The following is a 14,835-nucleotide window of genomic DNA, read 5'->3' as shown; positions in this document are numbered from 1 at the left end:
TACTGAGTACGAATCTTTGTACCATTCGCATCAGCAGCCTCAACAACTGCCGCAGGAGGCTTACCACTAAAGGAAGGATCCGGCTGGAACGTCACCACACCATTTTCAATGGTGTACGTACCAATTTCCTTACCACTTGCATCACGCAACACAACTGGACCCGTTGCAGGTTGATCCGTAGCTGGATCAATCAACTTAGCCTTCGTCGCATCAATTGTGACCGTTGGATCACCAGGCGTAAACGTTGGTGTTCCCTGCTGCGTCTTACCCTGTGGTCCTGTGGATTCTGCAGGCGTTGCAGTAGGAGTCACAGCAGTAACAGTTGGCTGATACTGAGTACGAATCTTTGTACCATTCGCATCAGCAGCCTCAACAACTGCCGCAGGAGGCTTACCACTAAAGGAAGGATCCGGCTGGAACGTCACCACACCATTTTCAATGGTGTACGTACCAATTTTCGCACCCTTAGCATCATTGACAACAACCGGCTGATCTGTAGCCACACCAGTAGTCGGATCAATCAACTTAGCCTTCGTCGCATCAATTGCGACCGTTGGATCACCAGGCGTAAACGTTGGTGTTCCCTGCTGTGCTTGACCCTGTGGTCCTGTAGACTCTGCTGGCGTTGCAGTAGGAGTCACAGCAGTGACAGTTGGCTGATACTCAGTACGAACCTTCGTGCCATTTGAATCAGCAGCCTCAACAATTGCTGCAGGAGGCATACCAGTAAAGGAAGGATCCGGCTGGAACGTCACCACACCATTTTCAATGGTATACGTACCAATTTCCTTGCCACTTGCATCACGCAACACAACTGGACCCGTTGCAGGTTGCTTCGTAGCTGGATCAATCAAAACAGCAGTGGTCTTATCAATGGTCACGCTTGGTTCTGGTGAAGTAAATTCTGGTGAACCAGTTTGTGGCTGACCTTGCAAACCGCTAGAAGCTGCAGGCGTTGCCGTAGGAGTCACAGCTGTAACAGTTGGACGGTACTGAGTACGAACCTTTGTACCATTTGCATCAGCAGCTTCAACAACTGCTGCAGGAGGCGTACCAGTAAAGGTAAGAACTGGCTGGAACGTCACCACACCACCAGCAATGGTGTACGTACCAATTTTCGCACCATTAGCATCATTGACAACAACCGGCTGATCTGTAGCCACACCAGTAGCTGGATCAATCAACTTAGCCTTCGTCGAATCAATTGCGACCGTTGGATCACCAGGCGTAAACGTTGGTGTTCCCTGCTGTGCTTGACCCTGTGGTCCTGTAGACTCTGCTGGCGTTGCAGTAGGAGTCACAGCAGTGACAGTTGGCTGATACTCAGTACGAACCTTCGTGCCATTTGAATCAGCAGCCTCAACAATTGCTGCAGGAGGCGTACCAGTAAATGAAGGATCCGGTTGGAACGTCACTACACCATTTTCAATGGTATACCTACCAATTTCCTTACCACTTGTATCGCGCACTGTTACTGGGCCCGTTGTAGGTTGCTTCGTAGCTGGATCAATCAAAACAGCAGTGGTCTTATCAATGGTCACGCTTGGTTCTGGTGAAGTAAATTCTGGTGAACCAGTTTGTGGCTGACCTTGCAAACCGCTAGAAGTCGCAGGCGTTGCAGTAGGAGTCACAGCAGTGACAGTCGGCTGGTACTGAGTACGAACCTTCGTGCCATTTGAATCAGCAGCCTCAACAATTGCTGCAGGAGGCGTACCAGTAAAGGTAGGGTCCGGCTGGAACGTCACAACACCATTTTCAATGGTATACCTACCAATTTCCTTACCACCAGCATCACGTACCGTTACAGGACCCGTTGTAGGCTGATCCGTAGCTGGATCAATCAAAACAGCAGTGGTCTTATCAATGGTCACGCTTGGTTCTGGTGAAGTAAATTCTGGCGAACCAGTTTGTGGCTGACCTTGCAAACCGCTAGAAGTCGCAGGCGTTGCAGTAGGAGTCACAGCAGTAACAGTTGGCTGGTAGGTGGTCGTTGCCTTCGTACCGTTCGCATCAGCAATCTCAACAATTGCTGGACGTGGCGTACCGACAAAATCTTTGTTTGGAGTAAAAACAACCTTGCCGTTAGCAATTGTGTATTTACCTACAGTCTCTCCTGCAGCATTGGTTGCAACAACACCTTCTGGGCCAGCTTCAGAACCATCGGTGTTCTTCAGCTTCAATGATGCTGGATCAATCGGAACGCGCTGATCACCCACAACAGGTGCTGGCGTCCCTTCTTGTGGTTGACCTTGAACGCCAGTTGTGTCTGGAACAGTAATTGTTGGACGTACTGGTGTTACTTCTGGCCGATAGGTAGCCTCAACAGCCGTACCATTTGTATCGAATGCACGAACACGAGCAGCAGGTGGTCGACCAACATACTGCTTATCTGGTGTGAACGTAACCACGCCATTTTCAATGGTGTAGGTACCGATTAAATCACCATTTGGTTTACGTAACGTTACACCTTCAGGACCAGCAGGAGTGCCATCCTCATTCAGGAGCACAGTTTGTTCTACCACGATTGGCGCAGTTGCACGACCTGGTTGGAACGAAGGAGTACCTTGTTGAATCGCACCTTGAATACCAATCGACTCAACGTTGGATCCAGTTGGAGTAATCGGCAGAATAGTTGGAGTAAAGGTAGCTCGAATAGCGTTATTCAACGTATCACGAGCTTCTACAGTCGCAGGGTCAACTGGTCCGACATAGGTCTTATCGGTTGGCTCGAAGGTTACTTCGCCAGTTTCAGGGTTAATCCGATAAAGGCCAACAACGCGATCGCCAACCTTCGCATCTACAGTTTCAGCATCTGTTGGAGCATTGGTTGCAGGATCAATCAACTTAGCAGGATTTTGCTGAGAAAGTACTACCTTAACCTGCTGATCTTCTGGAACAGTCGTAGATCCTTGATTGCCGCCACGGAATGTCGGCGTACCAGAGATATCTTCACCTTGGTATCCCGTTGCGGTGGCGTTTTCGCTCACTGGCAAGATGTTGGTAACCGTTGGAATATAGACAGAGTCCATAGTCTGAGTTGCACCAGTTTGAGCCTTATTCACATTTGGAAGCTCAGTACGCACAGATGTCCAACCAGTGCTCAGACCATTGCTGTCCCACGAACGAATCGCAACACCCTTAGCGGTACCAGAGAAGTTAGGGTCTGGCGTGAAGGTGATAACACCTGTTGCAGTATCCAACTCATAGGTACCTTCGCCGGCTGCTTCATAGGTGGTACCCGAAAGCACCTGCGTGGCATCATTCGGATCAACGAATTGGAACTGTTTGGTTGCATCGATCGTTGCGTCTTCAGTTAATTCAAGTGGCGAATTGAAAGTTTCCTTGAATTGCTTACCAACCGCGTCAGGCGCAATTGGATCCGACTGTTGAGTCTGGGTTTTTAATCCAGTTGAAGTATAGCGATGGCCAACAGGAGGATAAATAATCTGCAGAAGCACATCTTCTACTTCACCGCTGGAAGCATTGCCAGTTGGTTGTTGAATAGCTTCTGGTTGCGCTCCAGACACAGTACGCAAGCGGGCACCAACCCAGTTACGGTTACCTTGTGCACGCAAGATCTGCTGCGCAGCGTTTCGGAAAGGAAGAGTGATTTCCTGATCGTCGGCATTTACAACAACACCGTTGTCAGCAGCAGCGTCTCGTTCGTCTGCGTCAAACTTGCCGTTGTTGTTGTAGTCAATCCAACCACGAACCAGTGATGAGGTTGCAGAACCTTTCGACGCTTTAACCTTCAGGTTAAAATCTGTGCCGTTTGCAATAATTGCTCGATTCGAAAAATCTTTCGAACCATCCGGACGCGCAGGTATTGCAATGCCTTGAACCAGCTGTGCTAAGCCTTCATCGCCTTCACCTGGTCGTCCATCACCAAAACCAACTCGATCGTCGCGAGTCCATTCACCAGCATTATCTTGACCATATGGCGCTTCAGCATCTGGCGCATTGCTACCCAAATATGGACCAGCAATACCATTTGCCTGGCGATAGTGGAACGCTGGTGTATAAACACTGTCTACATCTTCATAGGAATCTGGCGCGTCACCAATATCTGCCAGCAGGAAGCCGACCATTGTCGTTTGTCCACCAACAGTGTTCAAGAAGAACTCAAGTTCATTGGCACCTTTGGTCAGCAACACAACAGGATCAGCATTAGGATCGCGCGGCCTCGTACCACCTGAATTAAATGGTCCAGCAAGTTGAGTACCAATGCCACCACTTACTTGGTCAGGCGCTAACCAAACTTTCGTTGGATAGGCATCTCGCACAACTTCATTATTATTATTCAAGCGTACGCGCGTATCACGGCCAGGCCCACCACCATTTGTGGTATTGTCAGCTAGTTTGAATGGGTGGGCAAACGGATCATTTGGATACTTAGGACGGTCAAATAATTCCCAAGGCGTACCATTGGTATGCCAGAGCATAAACTCATCCGGGTCGTTACTTTCACCATCAACAACTACGATATTAGCGTTGACAGGATTGCCCTTAAAAGTCGCAGAAATTCGAATTTTAACACCGACGTCGCCTGCTTTATCGGCACCGCCCAAACCAGCGCCAGCATTTCGATCAGCTAAATTATAGAATCCTGTATTACTCAGAGTTGACCAACCGGCATTACTAATACGCTCTGCCTGCACCACGCCCTGATAACGTGGATTCGTCTGCACCAAAGGAGAAGCAGGAATCTCTCGATACCGTGCAGTATTCTTAAGATCTTTGATTTCGCAATCAGCAGCGGTCACGCCTGAATTCGGCTGATCTTTCCAATAATTACAGCGATCAACATAGTGCTGAGTTGCCGCAAAAGGCTTAAGCTCAACAACTTCTGCAACGATCTGATAATCAATTCCCTGAAACGGGGAATATTCAATCGTGGCACCTACTTGTAATGGCGTACCGATTCCGACTGGCGTGGTTTGGCCAGGATTTTTAAATTGCGACCAATCCAACCAGTCCACCGCTCCCGCATATGGAGAACGGCTGGACGGCAAGTTAGAAATAGCATGTGCGGTTTGTGGCAATGCTACGGCACCACCAAAGGCCATCGTTGCAGCAATCAACGCTGCAATTGACTGCGATCCTATCTTTTTCATGAAATTACTTTCCGCTCAATTACTTAAACTTCAAAATGCCGATGAACCAAGGTCTTTACCTTGCCGCTCGTGCAAGTAACCATCAAATACGGTAATTCCGCATCCGACGCATCGTTTTACAAAATAGAAACCTAGATACAAATCCTTATTAATCTTCCCTCGTTTGACAGTCTTTGTCAAAGTTTCACACATTCGTTAAGCATTTTATTATCAAATCACAGGATTCACGATTCCCATCAACACCAACTCTCAAAAATCACCCCTACCTGCCTGAAATAATAATCACAGGCTAGTTTCCATCCATATCAAGCCAATTCTTTAATAGGATTTCACGAAACTATCAAAGCGAAACATAAGATTTTCACACAAGCCCGCTGCGATACCTTTTATTCAATAACTTCATCGCGCGATAGCGCCATCATTTACCAGCATTTTTGTTCAACAATTTCGACGCTACCTATATCTCAGCATCGCTCAATCTTCTTCTATATTTTTGCACCAAGCGTGACTTTTGACTCAAATTTCTTACAGGTCATTCGAACTTTTTACCTTCCCCCTATGCTGGGGTAAACATATTCAATAGAATCACCTCTATGAATATTGCTACTGCCCTATCTGCCATCGACCTGCTTGAATTACAAGGCATTTACCAGCATCTCCACGCCTATCCAGAGCTTTCTGGGCAAGAAGAAGAGACTGCGGCCTATATCGTCGAAAAGCTTGGTGGGCTTGATTGCACCGTAACTGCTGGAATTGGTGGCCACGGCGTTGTCGCAGTATTTCATAACGGCCCTGGCAAAACGGTGCTCATGCGTGCCGATTTCGATGGTCTGCCAGTCACCGAGGCAACCGGGGTGCCGTTTACTTCGCAAAATGCCGGTGTCATGCATGCGTGTGGGCACGATATTCACACCACTGCTCTATTAGCACTGTGCCAGATTCTCGATACCCGGCGCGATCAATGGTCCGGCACGTTTATTGCGCTGTTTCAGCCGAGCGAAGAAAACGGCGCAGGAGCACTGGCAATGCTCAATGATGGGTTAGCTCAGCACATTCCAACACCTGATGTATGTTTAGGCCAGCATGTCACTGCCGGTCCTGCTGGTAGCGTTATGACCCGCCCTGGCCCAATTTTGGCAGCGAGCGATTCCATCGAAATTCTGTTGGAGGGTAAATCAGCGCACGGCTCAATGCCACATAACTCAATTGATCCGACCTATCTAGCTGCCATGATCGTGGTGCGCTTGCAAGGCATTGTGGGGCGAGAAATTTCGCCGGCAGAATTCGCGGTGGTTAGTGTGGGCACTTTGGAATCTGGCCATTCGAATAATACGATTCCAGGCACTGCGCGCATTGTGCTGAATTGTCGCACCTACAACGATGTGGTGAAAGCAAAACTTTATGCCAGCATCGAACGCGTGGTGCGCGGTGAATGCTTCGCCTCCGGAACGCCAGTTGAGCCAAGCTTCCGCTATTTTGCTCATGCGCCACTGACCGATAATACCCATACAGTTTTCGATGATGTGCGCCCGCTTTTCGACGCTCACTTTGGGCCACTTTCTTTAGACGCCACGCCTTGGACTGCATCGGAAGATTTCTCTCAAGTTCCGCGCGCTTTTGATGCACCGTATTTCTTCTGGTTTATTGGTGGTACTCCACAAGATGTCTGGGATCAAGCGGTTGCGACTGATCCCTTAACACCAGCAGTCCCAGCCAATCACATGCCAGATTTCTTGCCAGACTTTGAGCCAACGATTCGCGCTGGCATCGAGGCTAGCTTGATTGCAGTGTCGCATTATCTGCACGTTTAAGTACCTATCGAAAGTTTTACCCCTTATAGGAGGTAAGGCAGCAATGGAGATACATGGCATCGAACACATGTTATTTGCATACCAAGCCAACGAGCTTGAGAAATGCACAATGCCTCCTCCAATAGGTGAGTGACGTATCCAACACTCAACCTTCTTCAGAGAGCAAGACCACTATCTTAGAAAAAGATGTGTATTGCACGTAGAAGGAAAAGAGGTGGATATTTTGAGCTCAAGACTGACAAAAAGGGCGTTTCTTGCCCTTTTAACCAGTGCAAGCGTACTCGGCACATCGTTGATTAGTCAGGTACCGCACCTTGGTCTCACAGCATTTGCTCAGCCTACGCAGAATGCTCCAGCGGTGATTGCTGGAGATTTTCAAAGCGAACTTGGCTGCGCACAAGATTGGCAAGAAACTTGTGCCGCTACACAAATGCAGCGCAGTGGAAGTTTGTATGTAAAACGCCTGCAAATTCCTGCCGGCTCATATAACTTCAAGATTGTGCTGGATGGAAACTGGAACACTTCTTTTGGTGATTCCAACTTCAAGGACAGCAATATTCCACTTTCGGTTGCTCAGGCAACGGAACTGGAGTTTAGCTTCGATCCTAAAACCAAGCATATTGGCATTGCTCCAGTCACACTTGATCAGGCCTTTACGGAGTCTGATCGCGGGCTGATCACTACTCCGTATAAGCATGCTGCAGCAGATAAAAACTTCTATTTCATTTTGACCGATCGCTTTGAAAACGGCGATACCAATAATGATCATGGTGAAGTTGCTCCAACTGGCGTGCGTTCGCCATTAACTGATGGTTTTGATCCGACCGATCGCGCGTTTTATCACGGCGGTGATATTCGAGGAATCATCAACAAGCTGGACTATATTGCCGGCTTAGGCACAACCGCTATTTGGTTATCACCATCATTTAAGAATCGTCCGGTCCAAGGCGAAGGAGAAAATGCCACCGCCGGCTATCACGGCTATTGGATCACAGATTTCACCCAAATTGACCCACACTTGGGTTCCAATGATGATATGAAGACCTTGATCCAGCAAGCACATGCTCGCGGGATGAATGTCTACTTCGACATTGTTATTAACCACACTGCCGATATGATCCAGCTTACCGGTGGCGATGGTAGCAATGGTGCGAACTTCTTATCAGAATCTACCCACCCATATCGTGACGCTCAGGGCCAAACATTTGCACTCAAGGATCATATTGGAGATCAAAATTTCCCGACCTTAAATGCAAATTCATTCCCGTACACCGTCACCCGTGATACCTCTATTACTCTCAAGCCTGATTGGCTGAACGACGATACGTTGTATCACAATCGCGGCAACACCAATTGGCATGGCGAGTCAGTCACGACTGGTGATTTTGCGAATCTTGACGATTTAATGACTGAAAACCCAAAGGTTGTCAACGGCATGGTTGACATCTATAAAAAGTGGGTTGAACTTGGTCTTGACGGTTTCCGTATCGATACTGTCAAGCACGTCAATTTTGAATTTTGGCAAGACTGGACTCGCCAAATCCAACAGTATGCAAAAGATCAAGGCAAACCTGACTTCTTTATGTTTGGTGAGGTCTATGATCGTGCTGCCAGCGATTTGGCACCGTATGTTCGCAACACCGAGATGAACTCGATTTTAGACTTCGGTTTCCAAAATATTGCCCAAGAGTTCGCTAATGGTCATAGCACCCAAAAGCTGCAAAATCTTTTTGCAGCTGATGATTACTACACCACCGATCATTCCAGTGCATCGGATTTGCCGACTTTCTTAGGCAACCACGATATGGGCCGTATTGGATACTTTGTTCGGAATAATTCTGAGCCGGTGAAGCGATCGAAACTTGCGCACTCCTTAATGTTCTTAACGCGTGGCCAACCAGTGGTGTATTACGGTGACGAACAAGGATTCGTCGGCCAAAACGATAATGGTTCTGGCGACGATAAAGCAACGCGCCAGGATATGTTTGCCACCCAAGTTGAACGTGTCAAGCAAGAGCGTTTGCTCGATGGCACTGAATTTGGATCCGGTGCACACTTTAATACGCAAGCACCTCTGTATCAGCACATTCATCAACTTGCTGAGCTGCGGAAGCAACACAAGGCATTGCGCACTGGTGCGCAGATTGAACGTTGGACCACCAACGGTACAGGTATTTATGCGTTTTCTCGTGTTGATCGCGATGAAAAGGAAGAATATCTCGTTGCATTAAATAACCATGCTGATGAGCAACAGGTGCAGTTACAGGCGTTGACGAAGAACGCTACATTTACGAAACTGTTTGGTGAGAGTGACGATTCCATTAGTACTGGTGCAAATGGCGACGTGAGTATCCGCGTTCCAGGCTTAAGCGCTGTGGTGTATAAGGTAAATGGCACCAAGCTTGCTGGAGCAGTAACCGGTGGACTTACACTCCACGGCGATAAGCTTTCAGGTTTTGCTGAAGTTGCCACGGATATTTCCGGTGATAACTGGAGTGAAACCAGTTTTGCATGGCGCAAGCTTGGCGAGCGCGATTGGCAGCCATTAGGTACCGATACTGGCCAAAATGCACGTGTATTGCATGATGTTTCAGCACTTCCTGCCGGCACGATCGTGGAATATCGTGCGGTTACTGTTGATGCGGATAATACTCCAACGGCTTCTAGTGGCTGGGGTGTGGTTGGCACGAATCTGCGTGCTGAACAAACTGATCTGCCAAAGGGTGCAGTGCTTGCCGGTAGCTTCTCGCAATCACAAGGCTGCGTGAAAGACTGGGATGAAAAATGTAAGGTCTTAAACTTCCAAGATGATCCGCATAGCGATTGGTCAACGCTTTCGATTGAGCTTCCTGCTGGCGATCATGAGTATAAGATTGCGCTGAATGGCTCGTGGGATGAAAACTATGGTCGTGCGGATCAGCAAGCACTCACAGATGAAGGCGTTGGCGGAAACGCGAAGAATGCGAAGTTTAGTCTGGCGAATCCACAACGGGTGACCTTCTATTACAACCGTGTCACACACGCATTCTTTAATACGGCAGAACATGAGCCAATTACCTTAACTGGCACCATGGGTGGCGCATTAGGATGCCCAACTACTGCCCCAGAACGCGGAGCTGGTGATCAATACGGCAACTGGAATCCTGCATGTTTGGCACAGTTAATGACTCGCACCAGCGCAGGTACGTATGAATTTGAATCACCAAAAGTTCCTGCAGGCGATTATCAGCTTAAGGTCGTCTATGGTTTGCAATGGGGCAAGCAGTTTGGCGCACCGAATGATCAAAACTATCGCGTTGATGGCTCGACGCTAACGGGCTCACTGATTCACTACACGTGGACGGAATCTAACAACACGTTGACGTGGAACTTCAAGGATCGTGGCTCGAAGGAAATGGAACGAGCATTCGCGCAATGGCTCGATGAACGTACCATTGCAATTCCGCGGAGTTTGCTTGCTGGGAACTCGGCACTTTCTGTGGCAGCAAAACTGATTCGGGTCGACAATGGTGCTCCAGCAATTGCTGGTGGAACAGGTGTTTCTTCGACACAAGCTGCAGCCGAAACGATTGCTTTAGAAGCTGGCGGTGGTTTAAGCGCGGATCTTGGTGCGAAATATCCACATTTGCGGGATTATTTAACCTTCACGCTGCCACAGGACGTCGATAAGCAAAAAGTTAAGGAATTACTGCTCGGCGGTTTAGGTTTGGCGTTGTTCCACGATAATGCACCACTGGCATTAACTGGTGTGCAGATTCCTGGTGTGCTGGATGCGGTATATGCTCCACAAGCACAAAGCACCTTGGGTGTGGAATGGGCTGGCGATACTCCAACGCCGCATCTGTGGGCGCCGACTGCGCGGGAAGTTTCCTTGCTCGTCTATGGCGACAGTGAGGGCGAAGGCGATCCGGTTGAAACAGTCGCGCTGACCAAAGATGATGCCTCTGGTATTTGGTCGGTTGCAGGTAAGCCAGAATGGCGTAATCGTGCGTATATGTATCAGGTGAAGGTCTGGGCACCTTCGACTGGCATGGTCGAGACCAATATTGTGACTGACCCATATTCACGCGGTCTGACTGCGGATTCAAAGCGTTCAGTAATGATTAATCTGGCTGATGATGCGCTGAAACCTGCAGGTTGGGATAGCACTGTGATTCCGTCCTTGGATCGCTCAGTTGATCAGATGGTCTATGAACTACATGTTCGCGACTTCTCCATTGCAGATCAAAGCGTGCCGGCAGATCACCGTGGTAAGTATCTTGCATTTACCGATGAAGGTTCCAATGGTGTAACACATTTGAAGGAATTGGCAGCTGCAGGTGTGAACTCGATTCACTTGCTGCCGACGAATGATATTGCGTCGATTCCAGAACAAAATCCGGTGAATCCTACGATTCCAGCAGCTGGTCCAGCCGATGAGGCTCAGCAAGCTGAAATGTTTGCCCATGCCAAGGAAGACGGCTTTAACTGGGGATATGATCCATATCATTACATGACTCCAGAAGGTTCCTATGCCGTTGATATGTCTGCGGCAGGTCGAGTCAAAGAGTATCGACAAATGGTACAAGCTCTGGCAAATATGAAACTGCGCGTGGTTTCTGACCAGGTGTATAACCACACCTTCGGTGCTGGTCAAAGTGAACATTCCGTATTGGATAAGGTGGTGCCAGGTTATTATCATCGCCTGTTAGAAGATGGCAAGATTGCCAATTCTACCTGCTGCGATAACCTCGCAACCGAGCATGCCATGATGCAAAAGCTCATGGTTGATTCGGTAGTCAGCTGGGCGAAGGATTACCACGTCGATGGTTTCCGCTTCGACTTGATGGGCCACCATAGTGTTGCCAACTTGCAAGCTGTTAAGGATGCGCTGGCAGAATTAACTGTTGCCAAGGACGGCATCGATGGTTCCAAGATTTATCTCTACGGTGAAGGCTGGAACTTCGGTGAAGTCGCCAATAATGCTCGTTTCAACCAAGCAATTCAAACCAATCTTGCTGGGACGAATATTGGTACCTTCAACGATCGTTTACGCAACGGTGTGCATGGTCACGAAGGACGTGAACAAGGCTTCGGTACCGGTTTAGGGTTGGAAGATAACGGCACGCCGTCGAAAGGCGTTGGCCATTTGCGTCACTTACAAGATGTGATCAAAGTTGGCATGGCCGGCAACTTACAAGAATTTGAATTTGATTCTGCAAGTGGCCGTAAGAAAGGTAAGGATCTTTACCTCGATAACCAACGTGTAGGTTATGGTTTGCTCCCTGGCGATACCGTGAACTACATCGATGCTCACGATAATCAGACCTTGTATGACCTTTCTGTGTTGCAGCTGCCTGAAAACTTGTCCATGGATGATCGTGTTCGGATGAATACTGTCCAGCTGGCAACAGTTGCATTAGGACAATCACCAGCGTTTTGGCATGCAGGTACGGAGTTTATGCGTTCGAAGTCATTAGACCGCGACTCCTATAACTCAGGTGATCACTTTAATAAGCTGGATCTTTCCGGCACCGAGCACAATTTCGGTGTGGGCTTACCAGTCGCAGAAAAAAATCGCGATCACTGGGATTTGTACCGTGGTTTGCTGAACAACCAGAACTTAAAAGCTGATGCCGCTCATTTGCAGCAAGCCAACAAGCTTGCGCTTGAGCTGGTGAAATTGCGCAGTTCTACCCCACTGACCCGTTTGGGTGAGCTTGAGAAGATTCAGCAAAAGGTTTCCTTCCCAGGTGCTGCTGATGGTGTCATCGCCATGCATATTGACGATCGCAACGGTGATGATGTTGACCCTGATCTCGAAGGTGCGTTGATTATCATCAACGCAAGCCCGAATCCGCAGACCACCCGAGTTGCATCACTGAAGGATCAAAAACTTGAGCTTTCGGAGCACTTAGTTGCCGATACGCGCCTTGCAACCGAGGTGAAATGGGCAAAAGAAACCGGTGATCTGACTGTTCCAGCTCGCAGCGTGGTGTTTATGAAGCACCTCAAGCAAGAAGAGCTCAAGACCCTTCATGAGCCAACCTGGGATACCATCACCGCAGTACGTGGTACCACCGCTGTTACAGGGGAGGTGCATAAGGCCACCGATGCAACCGAAGAACTTCCTGCAGATGTGACCTATAAGCTTGTCGACGCTCCTGCGTGGGTCAGCATTGCTGATAACGGCACGATCACTGCTGCCCCTGGTAGCGACGTTGATCCAGGTATGGTCACGGTTCGTATCACAGCTACCTACAGTGATGATTCGCAAGATGAACTCACTGCAACCATTAGCGTGACAAAGAATCAAGCTGATAGTGCCACAACGGCCTATCCACCAACTACACTTGTCGAGCAAACCACGACCAGCACGCACCCAACAGATTTTGTTGCTGGTATGGAAGTCAGCGTTGTTGGTACTCCAGCAAATGTGACAATTATGGTTGATGCAGATGGTGTGCTCACTGTTGCAGGTACTGCTGTTGGATCAGAAACTGTGGAGCTTGAGCTGCGCTTCCCAGATGGCTCACGAAAGACTGTTGAGGTTGAGGTGAACGTCGAAAAGCGTAAACCAACGTTGGCAGAAACCTTAGACCCAGCATTTGGTGAAGTTGCAGCGGTTGCTGGTTTAGGGGCGCGTACGTTCCCAGTGACAGGTGCTGGTGAAAACACCACCTTTGCCCTTGGCGCGAACGCTCCAGCAGGTGTGACGATTTCGCCAGAAGGTGTGCTGACCATCGATTCGGCAACCCCTGGCACCTACACTGTGCCAGTTGTGGTGACCTATTCTGATGGTTCCACTGAAACCATTGAGGTTCCAGTCACGGTGAAGGCGCAAGTTGCTGATAGCTACGATCCGACCTGGAAAGTTGCTGCCTTGGCGAAGCCAAATGCGCAAGCACAAGCAGCTGGCACGGCAACTTTGCCAGATACTGCCACTGTGGCAACTGATAAGGCAGATTGGGCGGTAACGCTGCTTGCCGATGGCAAACTCGCAATTGCGGTACCAGCGAGCGCACAGCCTGGCAAACACGATGTTCCAGTAACTGTGACCTACGCGGATGGTTCAACCGATACCACCACCGTGGCAGTTGTGATTGCGCCAACCTGGCAGCAGCAAGAGCAAAGCTCGACGCCAAATGCTGCTGAGGCGGCAGGGTTTAGCTTTGCTAAGGGTGATCAAGCACCGGCATTTATCAACGTAGCGCCAAATGGCACTATCACTGCTGCTGATGATGCACCAAGTGGTACCTACGAAGTACCGGTGACAGTCACCATCGATGGTGTCAGCTACACCACCACGACTACTTTCGTGGTGCCGGTCAAGCCTGAGCCTGAGAAGCCTCAAACGCCTAGCGACAAGCCTGCGCCAAAGCCAAGCACCACCGCAAAGCCAACGCCGAAGCCAAAGCCAAGCACGAGTGCGAAGCCAAAGCCAAGCACCACCGCAAAGCCAACACCGAAGCCAAAGCCAAGCACCACCGCGAAGCCAAAGCCAACGACTGAGCAACCAGCACCTCTGCCAACACCGCAGAAAAACATGTTGTCTTCAGTCTTCAAGTGGATTCCGATTCTGCTTGCGGTCCTTGGACTCTTGGGTTCAATCTTTGTCGGGTTAGTTCACGACAAAAATAGTCCATTGCGGAAAGCCTTGAACTTCTAAAGACTTTGCCGTAAGACACACATCCCAATGTGGTCGGCGCCTGAAACCTGTACGGTTGTAGGCACCGGCCACATTGTGTATTTCACACCTGCGCACGCTCAATGATCTGGGGATTGATCGTCATCTTTGAGCGTGGTGTACAAGACGTAATGACCATGCAAGAGTTGGTAACTGCCCACAACCAATCGCCAGCCAAGCATCATCAACGACCTGTTGCGTGCAACCAACCGCTCATCAAGCGCGACATCTGCCAGTTCGATAA

3 protein-coding genes are annotated in these 14,835 nt (G+C 49.2%); 2 read left to right on the top strand and 1 reads right to left on the bottom strand.

What is annotated here, in order from left to right; translation table 11 throughout:
* Positions 1 to 5,114, bottom strand: a 5,114-nt coding sequence (locus NXS99_RS07800) for a GEVED domain-containing protein (protein WP_259288102.1), incomplete at its 3' end; no start/stop codon positions are given.
* A gap of 593 nt (positions 5,115 to 5,707) precedes the next feature.
* On the opposite strand from NXS99_RS07800, the gene NXS99_RS07795 reads away from it, so the two are divergent.
* Both NXS99_RS07795 and pulA read left to right on the top strand, forming a co-directional pair.
* Entirely contained in the window at positions 5,708 to 6,925 is a 1,218-nt protein-coding gene (locus tag NXS99_RS07795; protein ID WP_259288101.1) for an amidohydrolase, read from the top strand.
* A 214-nt stretch (positions 6,926 to 7,139) separates the two neighbouring features.
* On the top strand, positions 7,140 to 14,573 hold the full coding sequence (gene pulA / locus NXS99_RS07790) for a pullulanase-type alpha-1,6-glucosidase (RefSeq protein WP_259288100.1): 7,434 nt from the start codon (positions 7,140 to 7,142) through the stop codon (positions 14,571 to 14,573).
* Positions 14,574 to 14,835 lie beyond the last annotated feature (262 nt).

The sequence above is a fragment of the Corynebacterium sp. HS2168-gen11 genome (assembly GCF_024834075.1).
Lineage (GTDB): Bacteria > Actinomycetota > Actinomycetes > Mycobacteriales > Mycobacteriaceae > Corynebacterium.
Note: the sequence above shows the minus strand (reverse complement) of the source record. Positions and strands in the feature narration are given on the sequence as shown.